Annotated in this window: 24 protein-coding genes; 10 read left to right on the top strand and 14 right to left on the bottom strand. The window is 61.1% G+C overall.

All coding sequences use genetic code 11. The annotated features are described in order from the left end of the window. Positions 1-31: 31 nt before the first annotated feature. Together NVV94_RS20890 and NVV94_RS20885 are read left to right on the top strand one after the other, a co-directional pair. Entirely contained in the window at positions 32-307 is a 276-nt protein-coding gene (locus NVV94_RS20890; RefSeq protein WP_258444260.1) for a DUF1145 domain-containing protein, read from the top strand. Continuing rightward, the gene (locus NVV94_RS20885; protein WP_258444259.1) at positions 300-1,058 is read left to right on the top strand and encodes a collagen-like protein; all 759 of its coding nucleotides are present in this window, start codon (positions 300-302) and stop codon (positions 1,056-1,058) included. The genes NVV94_RS20890 and NVV94_RS20885 overlap by 8 nt, the downstream gene beginning before the upstream one ends. Before the next feature lie 70 nt (positions 1,059-1,128). On the opposite strand, the gene NVV94_RS20880 is transcribed toward NVV94_RS20885, so the two are convergent. Continuing rightward, the gene (locus NVV94_RS20880; protein ID WP_258444258.1) at positions 1,129-1,593 is read right to left on the bottom strand and encodes a CopD family protein; all 465 of its coding nucleotides are present in this window, start codon (positions 1,591-1,593) and stop codon (positions 1,129-1,131) included. A 96-nt stretch (positions 1,594-1,689) separates the two neighbouring features. On the opposite strand from NVV94_RS20880, the gene dinG reads away from it, so the two are divergent. From dinG to NVV94_RS20850, 6 genes are all read left to right on the top strand, one after another. Continuing rightward, positions 1,690-3,834, top strand: coding sequence for an ATP-dependent DNA helicase DinG (gene dinG, locus NVV94_RS20875; protein ID WP_258444257.1), 2,145 nt, complete (start codon positions 1,690-1,692; stop codon positions 3,832-3,834). Positions 3,835-3,914: 80 nt separating this feature from the next. Continuing rightward, a complete protein-coding gene (locus tag NVV94_RS20870) occupies positions 3,915-6,290 on the top strand; it encodes a beta-agarase (RefSeq protein ID WP_258444256.1) in 2,376 nt (791 codons plus the stop codon). A gap of 106 nt (positions 6,291-6,396) precedes the next feature. Continuing rightward, positions 6,397-7,545 carry a serine hydrolase domain-containing protein gene (locus NVV94_RS20865; protein ID WP_258444255.1) on the top strand — a complete coding sequence of 383 codons (1,149 nt, stop codon included), beginning with the start codon at positions 6,397-6,399 and terminating at the stop codon, positions 7,543-7,545. Between the two features lie 109 nt (positions 7,546-7,654). Further along, on the top strand, positions 7,655-8,689 hold the full coding sequence (locus NVV94_RS20860) for an OmpA family protein (protein ID WP_258447766.1): 1,035 nt from the start codon (positions 7,655-7,657) through the stop codon (positions 8,687-8,689). Between the two features lie 18 nt (positions 8,690-8,707). After that, on the top strand, positions 8,708-9,355 hold the full coding sequence (gene pdxH, locus NVV94_RS20855) for a pyridoxamine 5'-phosphate oxidase (RefSeq protein ID WP_258444254.1): 648 nt from the start codon (positions 8,708-8,710) through the stop codon (positions 9,353-9,355). 260 nt (positions 9,356-9,615) lie between these two features. Further along, on the top strand, positions 9,616-10,080 hold the full coding sequence (locus NVV94_RS20850) for a glycine zipper 2TM domain-containing protein (protein WP_258444253.1): 465 nt from the start codon (positions 9,616-9,618) through the stop codon (positions 10,078-10,080). 74 nt (positions 10,081-10,154) lie between these two features. Here NVV94_RS20850 and nhaA read toward each other — a convergent pair whose 3' ends face one another. Next, positions 10,155-11,336, bottom strand: coding sequence for a Na+/H+ antiporter NhaA (nhaA, locus tag NVV94_RS20845; protein ID WP_258444252.1), 1,182 nt, complete (start codon positions 11,334-11,336; stop codon positions 10,155-10,157). A 216-nt stretch (positions 11,337-11,552) separates the two neighbouring features. Between nhaA and NVV94_RS20840 the strand changes: the two genes are divergently transcribed. After that, positions 11,553-12,647, top strand: a complete 1,095-nt coding sequence (locus NVV94_RS20840; protein ID WP_258444251.1) for a PLP-dependent cysteine synthase family protein — start codon at positions 11,553-11,555, stop codon at positions 12,645-12,647. A 48-nt stretch (positions 12,648-12,695) separates the two neighbouring features. On the opposite strand, the gene NVV94_RS20835 is transcribed toward NVV94_RS20840, so the two are convergent. From NVV94_RS20835 to NVV94_RS20825, 3 genes are all read right to left on the bottom strand, one after another. Then, positions 12,696-14,306 (bottom strand): NAD(P)/FAD-dependent oxidoreductase, encoded by a 1,611-nt coding sequence (locus NVV94_RS20835; RefSeq protein WP_258444250.1) that lies wholly within the window; start codon positions 14,304-14,306, stop codon positions 12,696-12,698. Between the two features lie 135 nt (positions 14,307-14,441). Further along, entirely contained in the window at positions 14,442-15,113 is a 672-nt protein-coding gene (locus tag NVV94_RS20830; RefSeq protein ID WP_258444249.1) for a COG3650 family protein, read from the bottom strand. A gap of 66 nt (positions 15,114-15,179) precedes the next feature. Continuing rightward, on the bottom strand, positions 15,180-15,779 hold the full coding sequence (locus NVV94_RS20825; RefSeq protein ID WP_258444248.1) for a short chain dehydrogenase: 600 nt from the start codon (positions 15,777-15,779) through the stop codon (positions 15,180-15,182). Positions 15,780-15,884: 105 nt separating this feature from the next. Here NVV94_RS20825 and NVV94_RS20820 point away from each other — a divergent pair, with 105 nt between their 5' ends. After that, complete coding sequence (locus NVV94_RS20820; RefSeq protein ID WP_258444247.1) at positions 15,885-16,793, top strand: LysR family transcriptional regulator; 909 nt, start codon at positions 15,885-15,887, stop codon at positions 16,791-16,793. Here NVV94_RS20820 and NVV94_RS20815 read toward each other — a convergent pair. The 9 genes from NVV94_RS20815 to NVV94_RS20775 form a co-directional block, all read right to left on the bottom strand. Beyond that, positions 16,790-17,287, bottom strand: coding sequence for a DoxX family protein (locus NVV94_RS20815; protein WP_258444246.1), 498 nt, complete (start codon positions 17,285-17,287; stop codon positions 16,790-16,792). The two genes, NVV94_RS20820 and NVV94_RS20815, sit on opposite strands and share 4 nt — an antisense overlap. Before the next feature lie 11 nt (positions 17,288-17,298). Next, on the bottom strand, positions 17,299-18,054 hold the full coding sequence (locus NVV94_RS20810) for a DUF2063 domain-containing protein (RefSeq protein ID WP_258444245.1): 756 nt from the start codon (positions 18,052-18,054) through the stop codon (positions 17,299-17,301). Further along, complete coding sequence (locus tag NVV94_RS20805) at positions 18,051-18,938, bottom strand: DUF692 domain-containing protein (protein ID WP_258444244.1); 888 nt, start codon at positions 18,936-18,938, stop codon at positions 18,051-18,053. Before NVV94_RS20805 ends, NVV94_RS20810 begins: the two co-directional genes overlap by 4 nt. Before the next feature lie 33 nt (positions 18,939-18,971). Continuing rightward, entirely contained in the window at positions 18,972-19,283 is a 312-nt protein-coding gene (locus tag NVV94_RS20800) for a DUF2282 domain-containing protein (RefSeq protein ID WP_258444243.1), read from the bottom strand. A gap of 144 nt (positions 19,284-19,427) precedes the next feature. After that, entirely contained in the window at positions 19,428-20,129 is a 702-nt protein-coding gene (locus tag NVV94_RS20795; RefSeq protein ID WP_258444242.1) for an ABC transporter ATP-binding protein, read from the bottom strand. Then, positions 20,130-20,897, bottom strand: a complete 768-nt coding sequence (gene livG / locus NVV94_RS20790; RefSeq protein ID WP_258444241.1) for a high-affinity branched-chain amino acid ABC transporter ATP-binding protein LivG — start codon at positions 20,895-20,897, stop codon at positions 20,130-20,132. It lies immediately after the preceding gene. After that, positions 20,894-22,150 (bottom strand): high-affinity branched-chain amino acid ABC transporter permease LivM, encoded by a 1,257-nt coding sequence (locus NVV94_RS20785; protein ID WP_258444240.1) that lies wholly within the window; start codon positions 22,148-22,150, stop codon positions 20,894-20,896. Before NVV94_RS20785 ends, livG begins: the two co-directional genes overlap by 4 nt. After that, complete coding sequence (gene livH, locus NVV94_RS20780; RefSeq protein WP_258444239.1) at positions 22,147-23,070, bottom strand: high-affinity branched-chain amino acid ABC transporter permease LivH; 924 nt, start codon at positions 23,068-23,070, stop codon at positions 22,147-22,149. The genes NVV94_RS20785 and livH overlap by 4 nt, the downstream gene beginning before the upstream one ends. A 229-nt stretch (positions 23,071-23,299) precedes the next feature. After that, positions 23,300-24,427 carry a branched-chain amino acid ABC transporter substrate-binding protein gene (locus NVV94_RS20775; RefSeq protein WP_258444238.1) on the bottom strand — a complete coding sequence of 376 codons (1,128 nt, stop codon included), beginning with the start codon at positions 24,425-24,427 and terminating at the stop codon, positions 23,300-23,302. Positions 24,428-24,468: the final 41 nt, after the last annotated feature.

Here is a 24,468-nt window from a genome sequence, read left to right as displayed (position 1 = left end):
CTATACCAAGAATAATTTGCAAGGGGCGCGTATGAAGTGGTTTTGGGGGGTGGGCAAGGCATTGACAGTGGTGTTTTGGTGGGTGGTGCTGCTGAATCTGTTCATGCCTATGATCAATCCATTCAACCTGCTGATCAATGCCGTGGGCGCTGCGCTGCTGCTGCTCCATGCGCTGGAAGTGTTGCTGTTCAATCGCCGTTTGCGTGGGCGCAGCCATCGCTGGTTCGATCGACTGCAGATCTTGCTGGTGGGTATTTTTCATGTGCAATCGATTTCGGCACCGACGGGGGCTTCCAGGCATGCGTAAGTTGATCGTACTGGCTGCATTGTGCAGCCCCATGGCCACGGCTGAAGTCATCAGCGTCGACGCCCACTCGCTGATGCGATTGCCCGGCAAGGCCAGCGTTGTGCAGCTCGAGCGCCTGGAAGTGGCCGATTATGGCACCTTGCTGATTCCGTCCAATCTGACCGAAATAAATGTGGGTGAGTTGCGCCTGGGCCATGAAGCGCGAATCGCGATCGTGCCGGGCGAAAAGGAATTGCGTCTGCATGCGCAGCGCGCGCAGCTGGGCACCGGCAGCCAGATAATGGCCCGTGGTGCACCTGGCACTCACCTGAAGCCGGCGCTGCCAGGGCGCAACCTTGACTTGCAGTTGCAGTCCTTGAGCGCACAGGAGCTTTCGATCGACGCCCGCGGTGGCGCCGGCGCGCCAGGCTATGCGGGCCTGGACGGTGGTAATGGCGAGGCGGCAGGCTGCACGTGGGGGCAGGCCGGGAAGGGTGCCGATGGCGACAACGGAGGCGATGGTCATTCTGGTGCTGCGGGTGCCCAGGTGCGTCTGCAGGTGCCGCGTAACTTCCCGGGTGAACAGATCAAGGTACGTGTCGAGGGTGGTGCGGGTGGCGTGGCTGGCGCGCCGGGCAAGGCGGGTGCCGGTGGCGCGAGCAAGGGCTGCCTGGTCTACCGCGCCGAGGGTGGTCGCAGTGGTCAACCGGGAGCGCCGGGGCAACCTGGGGTGGCGGGTGCCGCGGGCTCTGTTTCGGTACAGCGTCTGTAACAGGGCTGCTGCCTTTTATCTCGTTCCCACTCCAAGAGCGTGGGAACGAGGTGTCCGCTTTGATGCGCAGTTACAGCATCGGCCGAACCGAAGCGAGCGCGACCAGTACCATGCCAATGATCAGATTGATCCCCACCAGACGACGGATGCGGCCCAGCGTGGCGGAACCTGTCGACCAATCCGCTGTATCGACGGCGCGACGCAGTTGCGGCAATTGCAGCGATTGAATCCGGATAAACAGCGCCGTCATGACGATGTAGAGCCCGATCATGACGTGAACGTAGCGTGGCGCGGCTTCGAACCCGGCATAGCGCATGTGGATCATGCCGACGCCACTGATCGGAAGAATCACCACGGCAACCCAGACCCAGACAAAAAAACGTCGGAAAACTTCCACCCACAGCTTCAGCCGGGCGGGGCCTTCAAGGGTTGTCATCGCCGCGGGACGCAGGATCATCCAGGCGAAAAACATACCGCCGACCCAAATCAGGGCTGCCAGTACATGCAATGTGTAGGGGATAGCAAAGGGGGTCATGCAGGATCTCCGTTCAGCGCTCGATTCAATAGCGGGGTATGATAGCGGCCTATCCGAAACACTGAAAATTTATCCAGGCTCGCGCGCCCCAGAACCATGATCAGTAACGAACTCAAATCCCAGATCCAGGGCGCCTATTCGCGTTTTCTCGAAGCCAAGAGCCTCAAGCCCCGCTACGGCCAGCGTTTGATGATTGCTGAAATCGCCAAGGTGCTGGGCGATATCGATTGCGACGATGAAGGCCGGCGCAGCGGCGATCCGGCGGTGGTTGCCGTCGAGGCCGGTACCGGTACCGGCAAGACCGTGGCCTACAGCCTGGCGGCGATTCCGGCCGCCAAGGCCGCGGGCAAGCGCCTGGTCATTGCCACGGCCACCGTCGCCCTGCAGGAGCAGATCGTCTACAAGGACCTGCCTGACCTTATGCGCAACAGCGGGCTGAACTTCAGCTTTGCCCTGGCCAAGGGCCGGGGCCGCTACCTGTGCCTGTCGAAACTCGACATCCTTTTGCAGGAAGGCCATGCGCAGAACGCCACGGCGCAGTTGTTCGAAGAAGAAGGCTTCAAGATCGAAGTCGATGAAGCCAGCCAGAAGCTGTTTACCAGCATGATCGAGAAGCTCGCCGGCAACAAATGGGACGGCGACCGCGACAGCTGGCCCCAGGCCCTGGAAGACCATGACTGGGCGCGCCTGACCACCGATCACAGCCAATGCACCAACCGCCATTGCCCGAACTTCCAGCAATGCGCCTTTTATAAGGCGCGCGAGGGCATGGGTAAGGTCGATGTGATCGTGACCAACCATGACATGGTCCTGGCCGACCTGGCCCTGGGCGGCGGCGCAGTGCTGCCGGACCCCCGCGACACCATGTATGTATTCGACGAAGGTCATCACCTGCCGGACAAGGCCATCGGCCATTTCGCGCATTACACGCGGCTACGCTCCACCGCCGACTGGCTCGAGCAAACGGCCAAGAACCTGACCAAGCTGCTGGCCCAGCATCCGTTGCCGGGCGATCTGGGCAAGCTGATCGAGCAAGTCCCGGAACTGGCCCGGGAGATCAAGACCCAGCAGCAATTCATGTTCAGCGCCTGCGAACAACTTGCCGATTTCCGCGCCGGCGAAGACATGGAAGGCCGCGAGCGGCCGCGCCATCGCTTTGTCGCTGGCGTCGTGCCGGAGCACATGCGCGAGATGGGCATCGAACTGAAGAAGGGCTTCTCTCGTCTGACCGACGTCTTCACTCGGCTCACCGAGTTGCTCAAGGAAGGCATGGACGGCGAGGTCAGCATCGGAATTGCCAGCCATCAGGCCGAAGAATGGTATCCGCTGTTCGGCAGCCTGCTGATGCGCGCCCAGGGTAACTGGGAACTGTGGACGGCGTTCACCGCCGAGGACCCGCAAGACAGCCCGCCCATGGCGCGCTGGTTGACGTTGGCCGAAAGCGGGGCGATGTTCGACATCGAAGTCAACGCAAGCCCGATCCTTGCGGCGGAAATGCTGCGGCGCAATCTGTGGAATGTCGCCTACGGCGCACTGGTGACCTCCGCGACCTTGACCGCGCTGGGCAAGTTCGATCGCTACCGCATGCGTGCCGGGTTGCCCAAGACTGCCGTGACCACGATCGTGCCAAGCCCCTTCCATCATGCCGACGCCGGTTTGCTGCGGGTGCCGGACCTGCGTGCCGACCCGCGCGATGCGACGGCCCACACCGCGGCCATCATCCGTGACCTGCCGGAGCTGGTGGAAGGTTCGCGCGGCACGCTGGTGCTGTTCTCTTCGCGCAAGCAGATGCAGGACGTGTTCGATGGGCTGGACCGCGACTGGCGCAAGCAGGTTTTCATCCAGGGCAACCTGTCCAAGCAGGAAACCCTGAACAAGCACAAGGCGCGTGTCGACGGTGGCGATTCCAGCGTGCTGTTCGGCCTGGCCAGCTTCGCCGAAGGGGTCGACCTGCCGGGTGCCTACTGCGAACACGTCGTCATTGCCAAGATTCCCTTTGCGGTGCCGGATGACCCGGTCGAGGCAGCCCTGGCCGAGTGGATCGAGGCCCGCGGCGGCAATCCCTTCATGGAGATCGCCGTGCCCGATGCCTCGCTGCGCCTGATTCAGGCCTGCGGGCGCCTGCTGCGCACCGAACAGGATCGCGGCACCATCACCTTGCTCGACCGGCGTGTCGTCACGCAACGCTATGGCAAGGCTATCCTCAATGCCTTGCCGCCTTTTCGCCGGGAAATTTCCTGACGCGTTTCGCATCAATGTCGCGCGGCGTTGTCTATGCACTGTCGTCAAGGCCCAAGCCCATCAAGGAGAGCTGGATCACTATGATTCGCCGTTCGTTGCCCGCTGTATTTGCACTGTTGTTCGCTACCCCGTCGTGGGCGGCCCAGCAGACGCTGTTCAACTTCGTTCGCCCTGCCGATGTGGTTCAGGTGGCGACTGAAAATGCCAGCCTGCCACAGTCCAACGCGGAGCAGACGGCCGAAGGCGAGGTATTGCGTCGGGTGGTGTTCAACCCTGTCGAACGCCCGAGCCTGCGCCTGACACCGCAAAGCGGCGTGTGGGACTGGTCCGCGGCAAGCGCCATGACCCTGCGAATCCAGAGCGCGATGAATTGGGCGCTGACCGTCGATGTGACGATCCAGAGCAGTGATGGCAAGGCCCTGACCAGCCGGGTCGACCTGCCGGCCGGCCCCGCGCAGACATTGCTGGTGCCATTGCGCACCAGTACGCCACTGACTCACGGCATGCGTGCCGGGCCCCCCATGCCCTGGCAGCAGGACGGTCAACGCCTGTTGTTGGCCAGCAGTGTCGGCGAGCTGGACCTGAGCAAGGTGGTCTCGGTGACCTTGTCAATGAACAAGCCGGCCGTGGCCCAGAGCATCCTGCTCGAGCGCTTTGGGGTGCAGGATAGCGATGAGCTGCCGAAAGCGGCCTATAGCGCCATTGTCGATAGCTATGGCCAGCACACGCGCAGCAAATGGCCGGAAAAAGTCGGCAGCGATGAACAGCTCAAAACGGCCGCGAGCAAGGAGCAGCAGGTACTCAAGACCTGGCTCGCCGAACGCGCCAAGCAGCCTCTGGACAAGTTCGGTGGCTGGACGCAGGGGCCGGGATTCGAGGCCAAGGGCTTTTTCCGTACCGAAAAACGCGACGGGCGCTGGTACCTGGTAACGCCAGAGGGGCACCCGTTTTATTCGCTGGGGGTCAATGCCGTTGCAGCCGATGGCGGCAAGACTTATGTCGCCGGTCGCGAATGGATGTTCTCGGGGCTGCCCCAGGGAGAAGAGCCGTTGGCTCATTACTACGGTGAGAGCGACAACCGCGATGGTAATGGTTCTTCCAGGGACAGAGGCTACAACAGCGGGCGCTGGTACGATTTCTACGCCGCCAACCTGGCCCGCGCCAATGCCCAACCTTGTGTGAAAACCGCTGAAGCGGCAGCAGGCACTGCCGAAGCCGGCAAGGTCGATGCTGCTCAGGTCGAAACTGCCAGCGAGCAACCGCAAGCCACAAACTGCCCGCCACCCACTTTCGATGCCAAGCGCTGGCAGGGCCATACCCTCGATCGTCTGCAGGCCTGGGGTTTCAACACCCTGGGTAACTGGAGCGACCCTGGTCTGATGAAAAACGATCGCGTGCCTTACACGTTGCCACTGTCGATCGTCGGCGACTACGCCAGTATCAGCACAGGTTCCGATTGGTGGGGCGGCATGCCAGACCCGTTCGATCCGCGCTTTGCCATGGCCACCGAGCGGGCCGTGGCCATTGCTGCCCGTGATCACCGTGACGACCCTTGGCTGATCGGTTACTTCGCCGACAACGAACTGGCCTGGGCCGGCCCCGGCGACGATCCGAAAGCGCGCTACGCCTTGGCGTACGGCACACTGCGCTTGACCACCGACGTGCCGGCCAAGCGCGCCTTCCTCAAACAACTGCGCGACAAATACCGTAACCAGGCCGGTCTGTCCAAGGCCTGGGGTATCGATCTTCCAGCGTGGGAATTGATGGAAGACCCAGGCTTCGAGCCGCCACTGCCAAGCCCTGAGCACCCGGAGATCGAGGCTGACTTCAAGCACTTCCAGCGGGTGTTTGCCGATACCTACTTCAAGACCATTTCCGATTCGCTGAATTGGCACGCGCCCAATCACCTGTTGCTGGGCGGCCGCTTTGCCGTGAGCACGCCAGAAGCGGTCGATGCCTGCGCCCAATACTGTGATGTCCTGAGCTTCAATTTCTACACGCCGAAGCCGCAGGATGGCTATGATTTCGGCCGCTTGAAAGCGTTGGACAAGCCCTTGCTGGTCAGCGAATTCCATTTCGGTTCGCGTGATCGTGGGCCCTTCTCGCCAGGTGTGATGGAGGTGGCCAGGGAAGAAGACCGCGGCAGCGCTTATGCCGCGTTCCTCAAGGCCGCCATGGAAGAGCCGTCCATTGTCGGTGCGCACTGGTTCCAGTACCTCGATCAACCTGTGACCGGACGTTTGCTCGATGGCGAAAACGGCCACTTCGGTCTGGTCGGGATTACCGATGTGCCCTTCCAGGGCTTCGTCGGCGCCGTGCGCAAAAGCAACCTGCAAACCCTGCAACAAGTGGGCAAGACGGCCGCGGCCGCAGTGCCTGATGCACCAGCGGAGCAGGTCAAGGACAATGTTCAGGTGCCTGCAGAGACGGTCGATCAGACGGTTCCCGAGCAATGAGTGGTCAATACCGGGCTGACCGCCTGGCTCGCATCTGTTCCCAAAACCTGCAAGGGCTGGAACAATGCTCACCCCTTTGAAAAATGGTAGTGCAGGGAGTCACCGGGTGCAGATTCAGGGCCATTTCGAACTCAAGTTCGAAGCCGTGCGCGAAGCCTTTGCCGCGCTCTTCGATGATCCACAAGAGCGCGGGGCGGCGCTGTGTATCCAGATCGGCGGGGAAACCGTGCTCGATCTCTGGGCAGGCACCGCCGACAAGGACGGTAAGGAGGCCTGGCACAGCGACACCATTGCCAACCTGTTCTCCTGCACCAAGGCCTTCACGGCGGTCACTGCGCTGCAGTTGGTCGCCGAGGGCAAACTGCAATTGGATGTGCCGGTCGCCCGCTATTGGCCGGAGTTCGCTGCAGCCGGGAAGCAGGCCATCACCTTGCGGCAATTGCTCTGCCACCAGGCAGGTTTGCCGGCGCTGCGTGAATTGCTGCCTCCCGAGGCCCTGTATCAATGGCAAACCATGGTCGACGCACTGGCCGCTGAAGCCCCCTGGTGGACCCCTGGGGAAGGGCATGGCTATGCCGCCATTACGTATGGCTGGTTGATCGGCGAGCTGATTCGCCGCGCCGACGGACGCGGGCCGGGCGAGTCGATCGTGGCCCGGGTTGCGCGACCGCTGGGGCTGGATTTCCATGTCGGCCTGGCCGATGAAGAATTCTACCGGGTTGCCCATATCGCTCGAAGCAAGGGTAACCTGGGCGATGAGGCGGCCCAGCGTCTGCTGCAGGTCACGATGCGTGAACCTGAGGCCATGTCCACGCGGGCCTTCACCAACCCGCCGTCGATCCTCACCAGTACCAACAAGCCGGAATGGCGGCGCATGCAGCAACCTGCCGCCAACGGCCATGGCAATGCACGCAGCCTGGCCGGCTTCTATAGCGGCTTGCTCGATGGCAGCCTGCTGGAATTCGAATTGCTCGAGGAGATGACCCGCGAACACAGCATTGGCCAGGACAAGACCCTGCTGACCCAGACCCGCTTCGGCCTGGGTTGCATGCTCGATCAACCCCAGGTGCCGAATGCGACCTTCGGCCTGGGCGCCAAGGCTTTTGGCCACCCGGGTGCCGGTGGTTCGGTCGGTTTCGCCGACCCTGAACATGACGTGGCATTTGGCTTTGTGACCAATACCCTTGGGCCGTACGTCCTGATGGATCCACGGGCACAGAAGCTGGTACGTGTTTTGGGAAGCTGCCTGTCATAGATTGAGCCGACGGGCTGCTGGAACCCGACCCATTTTTTGTCCTCTAATCAAATATTTATGCGGGCTTTCGGGCTCGTTTTTGTCGTTCACTTTGTTGTGTGGAACTAAAATGTCCTCTCATAAATCGCTTGCTCTTGCGCTTTGCCTGGCTGTTACGGGCTGTGCTCAAACTCCACACAACTCTGCTGCCGGAGGCGGCATTGACTTGTGGCCTTTTGGTTCGGACAAGACTGCCGATGAAAAAGCCAAGGACATTGCAGGCGCCAAGGCAGCCGAAGCCCAAGCCAGGGTAGCTGCCGCCGCCGCCGCGGAAAAAATCGCTCCCCCTGCTGCAAAGGACGCGAGTGCCAAGGCCGACACTGGAGGCAGCTGGTGGTGGCCTTTCGGCGACAAGAAAGAGGCGGTCAAGGCTGTTCCAAAAATTGACCACAAGGTCACCCAGGCCTGGCTCGACAGTTACGAGCCACGTTTGCGCGAAGCGATCAAGGGCAGCAAGTTCGAGCTGGAGCGCCGCGAGAATGTGCTGGTCATCACCGCCCCGGTCGATAGCTCGTTCAACCCCGATCGTCCGGCCATGCTGCTGCCGATTATCCTTGGTCCGATCACGCGAGTGGCCAAAATCATCGAGACGGACTCCAAGACCGCAGTATTGGTATTGGGCCATGCCGACACCAGCGGCGCCGGGCCAGTCAATCAGAAGTTGAGTCAGGAGCGAGCTCAGTCGATCGCCGCGATTTTCCGCCTCAGCGGTCTGGAACGTAATCGCCTTTCGCTGCGCGGCATGGGTTCGGTCATGCCACGCGCCGCCAACGACAGCCTGCAGGGTCGTGCGTTGAACCGTCGGGTAGAAATGCTGGTGACGCCGCAAGACACCATGCTGGCATTGCTTAACCAGTACAAGCAGCCGACCCCGTCGGCAGCCGAATTGGCCGCGGCCCAGGACAGCAAGTTTGTGGCGAAAACGCCGGAAAAAGCACCGGTAAAAGCTTCCGGCAAGGCCTCTGCGAGCAAGAAAGCCAGCACCGCGAAGAAAGCCGCGCCGACCAAGACAACCGTCGCCAAGAAAGCGGCCTCACCGGCCAAGGCTTCTGCCAAGAAAGCTACGGAAACGAAAAAGGTCGCGACTACGACCAAGACCAACTGATAGCAAAGGAACGCTGCAATGACCCAGACCCTGGCCGCTATGCGCCGTGAGTATGCCCGCGATGGCCTGACCGAAGCCCAGGCGCCTGCCGAACCTTTCAAGCTGTTTCGCCAATGGTTCGAACAGGCCGTCAAGACCGAACAGGTGCCGGTCGAGGCCAACTCCATGATGCTGGCCACTGTAGATCGGGACGGTCGGCCGCACTGCCGGGTACTGTTGCTCAAGGGCCTGGACGACCTGGGTTTCACCTTTTTCACCAACTACGATAGCGCCAAGGGCCAGCAGCTGGCGGCCAACCCCTTCGCTGCCATGACCTTTTTCTGGCCGGCCCTGGAGCGTCAGGTGCGTATCGAAGGCAGGGTGGAGATGGTCACGCCAGAAGAGTCCGACGCCTATTATCAGGTTCGGCCCTTGGGCAGCCGCCTGGGCGCCTGGGCTTCACCGCAGAGCCAGGTCATCGCCGACCGGGCCGAGCTTGAGGGCTTGCTCAAGGCCACCGAGCAGCGTTTCAACGATGCTCAACCCCATTGCCCCGAGCATTGGGGCGGCTACCGTCTGCTGCCCGAGCGCATCGAGTTCTGGCAGGGTCGCCCGAGCCGTCTGCATGATCGCCTCAATTACCGTCTGCTGGACAATGCCTGGCAACGCGAGCGTCTGGCGCCTTAATCAGTGTGATATTTAGTTGTGGCGCGAACGTAGAGCCACCAGTGGAAGTACAGCCCCGCCACGGTGGTCGCGGTGATAATGAAGTAATCCATGCTGATCCTTGCGCAAGCAGGCTCGCGGTTGTGGCATACATTCCAGCACTTTGAAAGAAATAAGGCAGTCTGTACCGAAGCTGAATGGAAGCAATTTTATACTGCTCGTGTCGTGACAGTCGTCAGCGCGCGGAGTCTAATGAATATCTGTCTTATGGAGATGATCCTATGCGTAAATCTGTATTGCTGGTTGCGTCCTTCACCACGATGTCGCTGTTGCTGGGCGGCTGCGCCTCGAACCTGAGCGGCGACTCCTATTCCCGTGACGAGGCGCGCAGGGTGCAGACCGTACGCATGGGCACCATCGAATCGCTGCGTCCCGTGAAAATCGAAGGTACCAAGACCCCTATCGGCAGCGGTGCCGGTGCGATTGTCGGTGGCGTGGCAGGTAGCTCGGTGGGTGACGGTCGCGGCAGTATCGTCGCGGCGGTCATCGGCGCAGTGGCCGGTGGCCTGATCGGTTCGGCCTCTGAAGAAGGCCTGACTCGTACCCAGGGTGTAGAAATCACCGTGCGTGAAGATGACGGCAGCATGCGTGCCTATGTGCAGCAGGTTCAGGAAAACGAGATTTTCCGGGTCGGCGAGCGTGTGCGAATCATGACCGTCGACGGTACCAGCCGCGTCGCGCACTGATTCAACGCCAGCTTTAAAACTAAAAACCCCGACTCAGCTTGTGCTGGCCGGGGTTTTTTCGTATTGGCCATCGATCAAGCAGTGACGTTTTTCCGGCTGGCCATGGCGGTTATTCCATAGCCCACCAGGGCGGCGATGATCGAACCGGTCAGGATACCCATGCGATCCATGCCGGCGTACTCGCTGACACCAGGTTGGAAAGCCAGCGAACCGACGAACAGGCTCATGGTGAAACCGATGCCGCAGAGTATCGAGACCCCCAGTACCTGGCCCCAGTTGGCGCTCGTCGGCAAGGCGGCGATACCGGCCTTGACTGCCAGCCAGGTGAGGCCGAACACGCCCAGGGTCTTGCCCGCCACCAGGCCGACGGCGATCCCCATTGGAACAGGGTGGGTGAAGCTCTCCAGAGTGATACCGGCCAGCGATACGCCGGCATTGGCGAATGCGAACAGCGGGAGGATGCCGAAGGCCACCCAGGGGTGCAGTGCATGTTCCAGGCTCAGCAAGGGCGAGGGTTCGGCATTGCGGGTCCGCAGCGGAATGCACAATGCCAGCGTCACCCCGGCCAGGGTTGCATGCACGCCGCTCTTGAGGACGCAGACCCAAAGGATAAGCCCGATGATCATGTACGGGCCGAGTTTGACCACGCCCAGCCGGTTCATCGCCACGAGCGCGACCAGACAGGCCGCGGCCAGCATCAGAGACAGGCTCGACAATTCACCCGAGTAGAACAGGGCGATAACAATGATCGCGCCCAGGTCATCGATGATGGCCAGGGTCATCAGGAAAAGCTTGAGCGAAGTCGGCACGCGCTTGCCCAGCAGGGCGAGCACGCCCAGGGCGAAAGCGATATCGGTCGCCATGGGAATTGCCCAGCCAGCCACGGCGGGCGGGTTGTCCTTGTTCATTGCCCAATAGATCAGGGCGGGTACCACCATCCCGCCAATGGCCGCAGCACCCGGCAGGATCACCTGCGCAGGCCTGGACAAGTGGCCGTCGATGATCTCGCGCTTGACCTCGAGGCCAATCAGCAGGAAGAACAGGGCCATCAGGCCGTCGTTGATCCATAGCAACAATGGCTTGGCGATTTTCAGCGCGCCGACCTGGGCCACGACCGGTGTATCCAGCAAGCCGTTGTAAAGGAACGACAGCGGTGAGTTGTTGATGATCAGGGCAAGGGCTGCAGCTGCAATCAATAACAGACCGCTGGCAGCTTCCAACTGAAAGAACCGTGTGAAAGTGCTACGCAGAGGCAAGTTCGCTCTCCATGCTGTGATTTAAAGGTGGTCCACCCTAACGCGTACTGTTAGTTGTTAAAACAAAAATTATATTCTATTTTGTTATAAGAATGGGGGTAGGCTCATAAAGGTCAGAGCCTAGCAGTCAGGCGGGAAATTGGAGTCCCACTGTGTCTGTGTCGTATGTAGGAAAAGTCCTAAGATTGAAGTTTGGCATTCAACAGGTAGACCAGCATGAGCGAGAACCGCCAATGGGCGCGCGAAGCGATACGCATCATCGAAGCGGACTTCCAGCGCAGTGCCGACACGCACTTGATCCCATTGCCGCTGGCGGGCTTTCCCGAGGTAGAGTTTTATTTCAAGGATGAATCCAGTCATCCCACCGGCAGCCTCAAGCATCGACTGGCGCGCTCGCTGTTCCTGTATGCCTTGTGCAATGGCTGGCTGCACCCCGGCGCGCCGGTCATCGAAGCCTCCAGTGGCTCCACGGCCATCTCCGAAGCGTACTTTGCCAGGTTGCTCGGGCTGCCCTTCATTGCCGTGATGCCCGCGACCACCTCCCAGGAAAAAATCGCCCAGATCGCTTTCTACGGGGGCCAGAGCCATCTGGTTGACGACCCGACGCAGATCTATGCCGAGTCCGAACGCCTGGCCCGGGAAAGCGGCGGCCATTTCATGGACCAGTTCACCTACGCCGAGCGGGCCACCGACTGGCGGGCGAACAACAACATCGCCGAGTCGATTTTTTCCCAGCTGTGCTACGAGCGCCATACCGAACCCACCTGGCTGATCTCAAGCCCCGGCACCGGTGGTACTACGGCGACGCTGGGGCGTTATGTGCGTTATCGGCAGCACTGCACCCGGGTGCTCTGCGCCGATGCCGAGCGCTCGGTGTTCTTCGATTATTACCAGAGCGGCGACGCGAGCTTGCGCCTGGATTGCGGTTCGCGGATCGAGGGTATCGGCCGTCCACGGGTCGAGGCCTCGTTCCTGCCCCGGGTCATCGATGCAATGGTCAAAGTGCCGGATGCGCTATCGCTGGCAGCCATGCATTACCTGGCAGGGCGCCTTGGACGGCGAGTGGGTGGTTCGAGCGGGACCAATCTGATCGGTGCACTGATAGCAGCGCAGCAAATGAAAGCGGCGGGGGAGAGTGGATCGATCGTGGCGATCCTTTGCGACGGCGGCGAGCGTTACGCCACCACCTACTATGAGCCGAGTTGGTTGCAAGCCCAGGGCTATCAGCTCGATGCGCTGATAGCTTCAGTAGCGGCTTGTGCCGATGAAGGCAAAGCGTTGCCGGCGACCGTGCTGCGCGCCGGCATCTGAAACCCCTCGGCAAGGCCCGGTGCGAGCCAGGCAATGCCGAGGGCGTGATCAGTCTTTCAAGCCCAGCATGCTGCGCGCCACGGCCTCGGCAATGCGAATGCCATCGACTCCGGCAGACAGAATGCCACCGGCATAACCGGCACCTTCGCCAGCCGGGAACAAGCCCTTGACGTTAAGGCTCTGCAAGGACTCGTCGCGGGTGAGACGCAGCGGCGATGAGGTCCGGGTTTCGATACCGGTCAATACCGCGTCATGCTGGCCGAAGCCACGAATCTGCTTGTCGAATGCAGGCAAGGCTTCGCGGATGGCTTCGATGGCATATTGCGGCAAGGCCAACGCCAGGTCGCCGAGGGCGACGCCGGGCTTATAGGACGGCTCTACGCTACCCAGCTCGGTAGAAGGCCGGCCAGCGACGAAGTCGCCGACCAGTTGCGCCGGTGCCTCGTAGTTGCTGCCGCCCAGGACATAGGCGTGGGCTTCCAGGCGCTCTTGCAGCTCGATCCCGGCCAGCGGGCCGCCCGGGTAATCTTCTGGCGTGATTCCGACGACGATGCCCGAGTTGGCATTGCGCTCGTTACGCGAGTACTGGCTCATGCCGTTGGTCACGACCCGGCCTGGCTCGGAAGTGGCCGCCACCACGGTACCGCCCGGGCACATGCAGAAGCTGTACACCGAACGACCGTTCTTGGCGTGATGCACCAGCTTGTAGTCGGCTGCGCCGAGTTTCGGGTGGCCGGCATATTTGCCCAGGCGCGCCTTGTCGATCAGCGACTGCGGATGCTCGATGCGAAAACCGATCGAGAAGGGTTTGGCTTCCATGAACACACCGCGGCCATGCAGCATGCGGAACGTGTCGCGAGCGCTGTGGCCCAGTGCCAGGACCACGTGACGCGAGGCGATCTGTTCGCCATTTTCCAGCACCACGCCGTGCAGTTGCCCGTCGTCGATCAACACGTCGGTGACCTTCTGCTGGAAGCGGATTTCACCGCCCAGCGCCTGGATCTCGTGGCGCATGGTCTCGACCATGCCGGTCAGGCGGAAGGTCCCGATATGCGGCTTGCTGACGTAGAGGATTTCCTCCGGGGCGCCCGCCTTGACGAACTCGTGCAGGACCTTGCGGCCGTGGTGCCTGGGGTCCTTGATCTGGCTGTAGAGCTTGCCGTCGGAGAAGGTGCCGGCGCCGCCCTCGCCGAACTGGACGTTGGACTCGGGGTTGAGCACGCTCTTGCGCCACAGCCCCCAGGTGTCTTTGGTGCGCTGGCGCACTTCGGTGCCGCGCTCAAGCACGATCGGCTTGAAACCCATCTGCGCCAGCAGCAAACCGGCGAAAATGCCGCAGGGGCCGAAGCCAACCACCACCGGGCGCTCGCTCAAGCCTTCCGGCGCATGGCCCACGGGCTTGTAGCTGACATCCGGTGCCTGGTTGACGTTGCGGTCTTCGCTGAACTTGCGCAGCAGCGCGGCTTCATCGCGCACGTGCAGATCGATGGTGTAGATGAATTGCAGTTCGGAAGACTTCTTGCGCGCATCGTAGCTGCGCTTGAACAGGGTGAATTCCAGCAGCTCATCATCGGCGATCCCCAACCGCTGCACGATGGCAGGGCGCAGGGCTTCGTCAGGATGATCCAGTGGCAATTTCAGTTCAGTGATTCGTAACATGACAGGGTCCAATATCCGGGCCACAGGGGCGCCCCGGCAGCTTTACACGAACCGGCAATTATAAGCCGTAAAGCCTGCTTTCGGTCAGGATAAAAACAATGCAAGACGCGTTGTACTGATAGTCGGTCAAGACCTTCATTCGTTGCGCGAACCGCCATAGTAGGCGCAGCCGCGTTGGGTCTGGCCGTTGACCCGCAGTTCGGCCGTGAGGTGTTGCACGCCGCCGGTGACGCTATCGACGCAGCGCTGCGGCGCAACCCACAACTCGATACGCTGGTCGTTGGCCTCACTGGTCAGGTTGAAGCGCCCGTCAGGCAGTTGTTCTTCCAGGTAAGGCAAGGCCAGTGGCTGCTGGCCTTCACGCTCCAGGACCATGCCCTTGCCGCTGACTTTCAGATCCCAGTTCGGCGTGTGGCCGCTGGCACGCAGGGTCAGGCGCTTGAAGTTCGGGTCTTCGCAGGCGCTGGCCGCACGCTCGATGCGATAGACCTGATGAAGATTCAGTTGACCGTCGTTGCCGCCACCCTTGTTCGCGGCAAAACTGCCGAGCAGGTCGACGAAGATCGTGCCGGGCTTGCTTGCCTGCGCGGAAGCTTCCTGCAGTACGCCGGTATTGCCGGTGTCGTTGACCATGAAGCGCCGTTGTTCCTGGCAGGGCTGAAACAGCAGGTGACCGCCTTCGCCCTTGAGTACACCCTGCATGCGGGTCATGCCGGCGGTGGCGTTCGTCGGTTTATCGGCGAACATCTGGCAACCGGCGAACAGGGGCAGCAAGGCAACAAAGAGTACGGAACGGGCAGCGCGCATCGAAGAGGGTCTCCTGAGAAGTGCCGCCACGTTACGCAGGCTGCCCGCCGATCACAAGGGTGGCGTTCAGCCTACACGGTAGGTCTGGCCAGTCTGCAAGCCTTCCACGCTCTTGGCATAGGCCAGCGCGACGTCGGCTGCCGGAACCGGCTTGAACCCGCGGAAATAGGGCGCGTAGCTGTCCATTGCTTCGGCCAGTACATTCGGGCTCACTGAGTTGACGCGCAGGCCGCGTGGCAATTCGATCGCCGCAGCACGCACGAAACTGTCGATGGCGCCATTGACCAGCGCGGCCGAGCTGCCGCTGCGAATCGGGTCGTGGCTGAGCACGCCAGTGGTGAAGGTGAACGAAGCGCCGTCGTTGGCATAGTCGCGGCCGATCAGCAACAGATTGACCTGGCCCATGAGCTTGTCACTCAAGCCCAGTGCAAAGTCTTTCTCGGTCATTTCCGCCAGCGGGGCGAAGGTCACATTTCCGGCGGCGCAGACCAGTGCATCGAACTTCCCGGTCTGTTCGAACAGGCGGCGAATCGACGCGCTGTCGCTGATGTCGACCTGGAGGTCGCCGCTGCTGCGGCCGATACGCACGATTTCGTGGCGCTGGGCCAGTTCTTCGGCAACTGCCGAGCCAATGGTGCCGTTGGCGCCGATCAACAGGATTTTCATTGAGCCATTCCTCGGTAGCGGTAGGGGAATCGTTAGTCTAGGGTGGTTTTTTCTGTAGATAAGCGTGCTAATAGGCAACCTTTGGTTTTCATCTGGAAACAATGCATGAGCGAACTGGATGACCTGACAGCCTTTGCCGTGTTGATGGAGGCGGGCAGTTTTACGCTGGCCGCGCAGCAATTGGGCTGGAGCAAAGGCCAGCTGTCCAAGCGCATCAGTCGATTGGAAACCAGTCACTCAGTGTTGTTGCTGCACCGAACCACCCGCCGCCTCAGCCTGACGGCCGCTGGCGCGGCACTGTTGCCCCAGGCACAGGCATTGGTCGCCCAAGTGGAAAGAGCGCGCCAGGCGCTGGCCCGGCTCAAGGACGACATGGCCGGGCCGGTACGCATGACGGTACCGGTCTCGCTGGGGGAAACGTTCTTCGAGGGGTTGCTGCTTGAGTTCTCGGGCACGTATCCCGAGATCCAGATCGAACTGGAGCTCAACAATGGTTACCGGGATTTATTGCGCGATGGCTTCGACCTGGCGATCCGCTCGAACGTGGCCAATGACGAGCGGTTGGTGGCCAGGCCCCTGCTGGCCATGCAGGAAGTCACCTGCGCCAGCCCGGCCTACCTGGCGCAGCATGGGGAGCCCCATACGCCCATGGAGCTTGCCGAGCATCGTTGCCTGCTCAACAGCCACTATAGCGGCCGGGAGGAATGGCTGTACCACCAGCGCCATGAATTGCTCCGTGTGCGGGTTTCGGGGCCGCTCGCCAGCAACCACTACAGCCTGCTGAAGAAAGCGGCGCTGGTGGGCGCCGGGATCGTTCGGCTGCCGTCCTACATGCTGCATGCCGAATTGGGTGATGGGCGCTTGCAGTGGTTGTTGCGCGACTACCAGACCCGCAGCACGCCGATGTTTCTGGTTCATCCGTACCAGGGTGGCATGCCCAGGAGGGTTCAGGTGTTGGCCGATTACCTGATGGGCTGGTTCCAGCGCAGTACCCAGGCACTGGAAAAACTCTAGCGCCGGGCAATCAGGTGGTCGATCGAAAGCACTCCTGGCCCACGGGCCATCAGATAGAGCAGCACCGCCGCCCAGGTACCGTGGGTGGGGTAGGCGTCGGGGTAGACGAATGTCTGAATGACCAGGGTCATCCCGAGCAACGCCAGTGCAGAGAAACGGGTGGCGAAGCCGACCAGAATCAGAACCGGAAAAAAGTGTTCGGCAAAGGCTGCCATGTGCGCCGCCACTTCAGGTGTAAGCAACGGCACCGGGTATTCGCTTCGAAACAAGGGAATGGTCGAGTCGGCCAGGTGCGGCATGCCCAGTTCGAAGTTGCCGGAGATCAGATCGACTGCGAAGCCTTCGACCTTGGTTTGCCCGGATTTCCAGAACACCGCCGCAATCGAGAAGCGCGCGATGAATGCGACCAGGCTGTGGGGGATCGCTTCGAACAACGCAATGGCGCGCTCTACCAGGCGAACGGGGAGACTGCGGGTACCCTTGTAGGTGTTCATGCTCAGCCCTTTTACCGTGTGTGCAGTTGAGTGATGGCGGCTTTGCCGATCAGCAGGGCCAGGCAGTGGCCCAGGTCGAAGCCGGTACTGGCTTGCAAGCCCTGGCCGGCTGCCTGGCCAAGGGGCAGACCGCTCTGCAGTGCCTGGATGAACGCGCAGGTTCCAGGATCAAGTGCCAGGAGTTCGACCTCCAGGCCGCAGCGCAGTACCAGGGCGCGCTCGGGCAGCCAGGGATCGACCGTCTCGATCTCCCCGTCATGTTGATGGGCCTGCCAGAGCGAACAGATGGCAAAGTCCGACACCAGAATCGAGAGGCTTGGGTGCAGGCTCAGGCGCAGCTCGACCAGACTTTCCGGTTGCGCCAATAGCTCGGCAATCGCTGCATGGCCGACGGCGTTGCTGTCGGCGGCGTGGTAGGCGCGTATGCGCAGCCGCTCCAGGCGCGCGACGTCGGCGAGGTAGGGCAGGCTGGCAGCTGGTTCAAAGCTTTCGATAAAGGCGGCGAAGTCCTCGCCATATTCCACCAGCAGGCGCGAGCGAGGTGGATGGGACTGCACGTAGGCCAGGCCCATGGCGTTGAAGAAGGCTTCGCCCACCAGTTGCAGCACCACCGGGTAGCTGTCGGCCATCGCGCCCAGCAATGAGCTGATGACGTTGTTGCGGTAGACCGCAAATCGACTGTCAGGCGCCGGGCTGCTGAACAGATCGGTCGGGCCGGTGCGTTCAAGGTCGAACAGGGCCGCGGCGAAATCGGCTTGCGTGCTCATGGCTGAACCTCGCAGGCCATGATCAATTCTTCAGCCCGGCGGGCTTCGGCCAACAACTGCGGCAAGGGCGGCAGGTCGTTGTCGCGCTCGATCAGCGTAGGGATCGGCCCGATGCGCTGGAGCAATTGGCGGTAGAGCGCCCACACCGCGTCATCGATGGGGGCCGAGTGGCTGTCGATCAGCAGGCGCTGGCCCATGCCGTCGGCATCTTCGCTGAAGCCTGCCAGGTGAACCTGTTCCACGGCGTGCAGGGGCAGGGCGGACAGGTACGCCAGTGGATCGCGGCCATGATTGATGCACGAGACATACACATTGTTGACGTCGAGCAGCAGGCCACAACCGGTCCGCTGCACGATTTCGCTGATGAAATCCGTTTCATCCAGGGTCGAGGCCTTGAACTCCAGGTAAGTGGCCGGATTCTCCAGCAACAAGGGGCGCCCCAGTGTTTCCTGAACCTGATCCACATGGGAGCAAACACGGTTCAGCGTCGTCCGGTCGTAGGCCAGCGGCAGTAGATCGTTGAGGAACAGCGGGCCGTGGCTGGACCAGGCCAGGTGTTCGGAGAATGCTTGCGGTGGGTGCCTTTCGAACAGAGTTTTCAGGCGCTGCAGATGGTCGCGGTCCAGCGGGGTTTCGGCGCCGATGGACAAGCCGACCCCGTGGATCGAAAGCGGATACTTTTCGTGAAGCAAGCCGAGGTAGCGGTGAAAAGGCCCGCCCTCGACCATGTAGTTCTCGGCATGGATTTCAAGAAAACCAATGTCCGGATGGTCTTCGAGCAGACCGCGAAAGTACTCGGGCTTGAGCCCCACCCCGACTCGGGCTGGTAGCTGGCAGGCGGCCTGAGCGGCTCGATGCACGGCGGTGGCGGCTGGAGTTGTCATGATCGAGGCTCAGGCTGGTCGATTGGTTGGGAGTCAGGACTTTGCCTTGAAGGCCTGGAGCTGACCGAAGCCGGTGGGCGAAGTGGGACTGGCGGTTTTTTCGCAGGTGCCTTTAGGGACCAGTTTCCAGGCGTTTGCTTGATGGTCCATTTTCGAAGTGCCGGCACAGGTGGTGCCTGCGCCTGCTGCGCAGTCGTTCTTGCCCTTCATGGCGACGCCGTAGCATTTTTCCATGTCGTCGGCGGCATGGGCGGCGGGGATCATGCTCAGGCTGAGGGCCGAGCCCAGGGCCAGTGCCAGGGCGGTGGCGGAGAGGGACAGGCCCAGGGTGCTTTGGTTGTTCATGGCGATGCTCCAGTGGTTGAGTTTGGGATTGGCGCTACACAGGGGGATGTGTTGCTTGCCTGTAACAGTAGAGACTGCTCAGGGGTGGGTGTTACAGGGGGGATAAAAAAAACGGCCCGAAGGCCGTTTTTTTACAACGTGGCATCAACCACCCAGGTACGCATCGCGTACTTTCGGATCGTTGAGCAAGGCTTCGCCAGTACCCTGCATGACCACGCGACCGTTTTCCAGCACGTAGGCACGGTCGGCGACTTTCAGGGCCTGGTTGGCGTTCTGCTCGACCAGGAATACGGTCACGCCATCACGTCGCAGTTGTTCGATGATGTCGAAAATCTGCTGGATGATGATCGGTGCCAGGCCCAGCGAAGGCTCGTCGAGCAACAACAGCTTGGGCTTGCTCATCAGCGCACGGCCGATGGCGAGCATTTGCTGTTCACCGCCGGACATGGTGCCGCCGCGCTGGTTGAAGCGCTCCTTCAGGCGCGGGAACAACTGCAGGACCTTGTCCATCTGCTCCTGGTAGTCGCCCTTGTCGGTGAAGAAACCACCCATGGACAGGTTCTCTTCGACGGTCAGGCGGGCGAACACCCGGCGGCCTTCCGGCACGACGGCAATGCTCTTGCGCATGATCTGCGCCGACTCGAGCCCGACCAGCTCTTCGCCCATGTAGCGGATGTGGCCGCTGTGGGCGCGAGGCGAGCCGCATAGGGTCATCAGCAGGGTCGATTTACCGGCGCCGTTGGCGCCGATCAGGGTGACGATCTCGCCCTGGCGGACTTCCACGTTGACCCCGTGCAGTGCCTGGATCTTGCCGTAGAAGGTAGAAACGTTTTCGAACTGCAGCATTTACGCTTCCCCCAGGTAGGCTTTGATCACTTCAGGGTTGTCGCGGACCTGTTCCGGTGTGCCGTTGGCCAGAGGCGTGCCCTGGTTGATCACGAAGATATGGTCGGAGATGCTCATGACCAGTTTCATGTCGTGTTCGATCAGCAGCACGGTCACGTCGTGCTCTTCGCGCAGGGTTCCGATCAGCGCCTTGAGGTCTTCGGTTTCCCGCGGGTTGAGGCCGGCGGCCGGTTCGTCGAGCATGAGGATCCGCGGACGGGTCATCATGCAGCGGGCGATTTCCAGGCGGCGCTGCTGTCCATAGGCCAGAGTGCCGGCCGGACGGTTGGCGAACTCCTTGAGGTTGACCTTATCCAGCCAGAACTCGGCGTATTCCATCGCCTCGCGCTCGCTGCGGCGAAACGCCGGGGTCTTGAACAGGCCTGACAGGAAATTGGTGTTCAGGTGGCGGTGCTGGGCGATCAGCAGGTTTTCCACGGCGGTCATTTCCTTGAACAACCGCACGTTCTGGAAGGTACGCACCACGCCTTTGCCGGCGATCTTGTGGCCAGGCAGGCCTTCGATCGCTTCACCGTTGAGCTGGATGCTGCCCGAAGTGGGTTTGTAGAACCCGGTCAGGCAGTTGAATACAGTGGTTTTACCGGCGCCGTTGGGGCCGATCATCGACACCACCTGTTTCTCTTTCACGCTCAGGGACACGCCATTGACCGCCAGCAAGCCGCCGAAGCGCATGCTCAGGCCATTTACTTTGAGGATCTCTCTGCTCATTTGCGCAGCTCCATGTGAGGACGTTGCATGGGCAGCAGACCTTGTGGGCGCCAAATCATCATCAGCACCATCAAGGCACCGAACATCAACATGCGGTATTCGCTGAAGTCACGCATCAGCTCAGGCAGCAGGATCATCACGGTGGCGGCGAGGACGACGCCCAGCTGCGAGCCCATGCCGCCCAATACGACGATGGCGAGGATGGTCGCAGACTCGATGAAGGTGAAGGATTCCGGCGTCACCAGGCCCTGGCGGGCAGCGAAGAAGCTACCGGCAAAACCGGCGAAGCAGGCGCCTAGGGTGAATGCCGAAAGCTTGATGACGGTCGGGTTCAGGCCCAGGGCCCGGCAGGCGATTTCGTCTTCGCGCAAGGCTTCCCAGGCACGGCCGATCGGCATGCGCAGCAGGCGGTTGATCACGAACAGCGCGAACAGCGCCAGCAACAGGGCAACCAGGTAAAGGAAAATCACCTTGTTGACCGAGTTGTACTCCAGGCCGAAGTATTCGTGGAAGGTCTGCAGGCCTTCAGCTGCCTTGCGTTCGAAGGTCAGGCCGAAGAACGTTGGCTTCTCGATGTTGCTGATGCCGTTCGGGCCACCGGTGAGGTCGGTCAGGTTACGCAGGAACAGGCGAATGATCTCGCCGAAGCCCAGGGTAACGATGGCCAGGTAGTCGCCACGCAGACGCAGTACCGGGAAGCCGAGCAGGAAGCCGAAGGTCGCGGCCATCAAGCCGGCGATCGGCAGGCAGATCCAGAAGCTCAGCCCGTAGTAGTGCGAGAGCAGGGCATAGCTGTAGGCGCCCACGGCGTAGAAGCCGACATAGCCCAGGTCGAGCAGGCCGGCCAGTCCGACCACGATGTTCAGGCCCAGGCCGAGCAACACATAGATCAGGATCAGCGTGGCGATATCCACCGCACCGCGAGAGCCGAAGAACGGCCACACCAGAGCGACGATGATCAACCCCATGATGACCCAGCGCTGGGTGGTTGGCAGGGTCATGAAGTTGCTGACCTTGGGCGAAACCAGCGGGCCTCTCTGCCCGGACTTCATCAAGGTGTTCCACTGACTGTCGAACAACACGCGCAGGAACATCAGCACCGAGCAGGCGGCGATGATGGCCAGCGTTGAGGCACTGGCACCCTCGACTATGAGGTTGATGCCGGCGATGGACAGTTTCAGACCGAGTACCGGATAGGCGACTGCCCATACCAGCAGGGCGCTGAACAGCGCCTGTTTAAGATTGCGAGTCATACTTTCTCAACCTCCGGACGGCCCAGCAGGCCGGTTGGCCGGAATAACAACACCAGGACCAGCAGTGCGAATGCCACCACGTCCTTGTACTGGTCGCCGAAGATATCGGCACCAAAGGCTTCCGCCACCCCAAGCACCAGCCCGCCGAGCATGGCGCCCGGAATGCTGCCGATGCCGCCCAGAACTGCCGCGGTAAAGGCTTTCAGGCCCACCAGGAAGCCGGCGTTGGGGTTGATCACGCCGTACTGCATGCTCAGCAGTACAGCCGCCACGGCGGCCAGGGCCGCACCGATGACAAAGGTCAGGGCGATGATGTTGTTGGTATTGATGCCCAGCAGGTTGGCCATCTTGATGTCTTCGGCACAGGCCCGGCAGGCACGCCCCAGACGTGAACGCGAGATGAACAGGGTGAGGCCGAGCATCACCACCAGTGTCACCACGAACACCAGAATTTGCATGTAGGAGATCAGCACTTCATGTGCGCCGCCCGGACCAAAGGTAATGCTACCCGGGATCAGGTTGGGGATCGATTTGTCCTTGGAATCCTGCGATAGCAGCACGGTGTTTTGCAGAAAGATCGACATGCCGATGGCCGAGATCAGCGGGATCAGGCGGTTACTGCCCCGCAGAGGGCGGTAGGCGATCCGTTCGATACTGTAGCCGTAGGCACTGGTGACAACGATGGTCGCCAGGAAAGCGGCGGTCATCAACAGCGGCAGTGAATCGAGACCCAGCATGGCCAGTCCGGCAAGGACGATGAAGGCCACGTAGGAACCGATCATATAGACCTCGCCATGGGCGAAGTTGATCATTCCAATAATGCCGTAAACCATTGTGTAGCCAATGGCTATCAAGGCATAGGTGCTGCCAATGGTCATCCCATTAACCAGCTGTTGGAAGAAGTGATAGATCTCAGGCATTACAAAACGCTCCTAAAAACCTGATACGCATTTCACTGGTGGAGTCATGTTCCAGCCCGGGCTGTGTGGTCTGTAGCCACCTTCGCACGAGCGTTTGCCAGCGAACCGCTGGTGACGGTTTTAAGATTTTCAGGTAAGTCAGTTCCCGGATCGCGGAACCCTGACCCATTAACCTCGTAAAACAAAGCCCACTGCTTGCGCAGTGGGCTCTATTACTCATGGAACCTGCTTACTGAGGCGAAACTTCAGTCTTTGGTTTACCGAAATGCCACTGATAGACCACGAACTTGAAGTCCTTCAGGTCGCCCTTGTCGTCGAACGACAGGTCGCCGGTAGGGGTTTTGAAGGTGCCTTTGTGAATGGCTTCAGCCACCTTGGCGGTATCTTCGCTCTTGGCGGCCTTGATGCCTTCGGCGATCACGTCAACGGCCGAGTAGGCCGGGAACACGAACGGGCCGGTCGGGTCCTGCTTCTTGTCGGTGAAGGCTTTCACCAGCGCCTGGTTGGCAGGATCCTGGTCGAAGGATTTCGGCAGGGTCACCAGCAGGCCTTCGGAGGCGTTCTGGGCGATCTGCGAGATGGAGTCGTTGCCCACGCCCTCAGGCCCCATGAACTTGGCGTTCAGGCCCTTTTCCTTGGACTGGCGCAGGATCAGGCCCAGCTCCGGGTGGTAGCCGCCGTAGTAGACGAAGTCGACGTTGGCTTGCTTGAGCTTCTGGATGATCGAGGAGAAGTCCTTGTCGCCGGCGTTCAGGCCTTCGAACACGGCAACCTTGACGCCTTTGCCTTCGAGGGTTTGCTTCACGGCGGTGGCGATGCCTTCACCGTACTGCTGCTTGTCGTGCAGGACGGCAACGATTTTCGGCTTGACGTGGTCGGCGATGTAGTTGCCGGCTGCCGGGCCTTGAGCGCTGTCCAGGCCGATGGTGCGGAAGACCATCTTGTAGCCACGGGCGGTGATTTCCGGGCTGGTGGCAGCCGGGGTGATCATGATCACGCCTTCGTCTTCGTAGATGTCAGAAGCCGGTTGGGTGGAGCTGGAGCACAGGTGGCCGACAACGAACTTCACACCATCGTTGACCACTTTGTTGGCGATGGCCACGGCTTGTTTAGGGTCGCACGCGTCGTCGTATTCCTTGGCTTCAAGCATCTTGCCATCGACACCCCCCTTGGCGTTGATCTGCTCGATGGCCATCTTGGCGCCGATGAACTGCATGTCGCCATACTGAGTGACGGGGCCGGTTTTCGGGCCGGCGATACCGATCTTGATGGTGTCGGCTGCGAACGAATGGCTGGCAACCCCTGCCAGTACCATTGCGGCAAACAGTTTGGAAATCTGCTTAGTAGCCTTATTCATTAGTGCTCCAATCATCTGTTGTAGTTTTTATAGTCCTGGCG

The sequence above is a fragment of the Pseudomonas sp. LS1212 genome, assembly GCF_024741815.1.
In the GTDB taxonomy this organism is placed as follows: domain Bacteria; phylum Pseudomonadota; class Gammaproteobacteria; order Pseudomonadales; family Pseudomonadaceae; genus Aquipseudomonas.
Note: the sequence above shows the minus strand (reverse complement) of the source record. Positions and strands in the feature narration are given on the sequence as shown.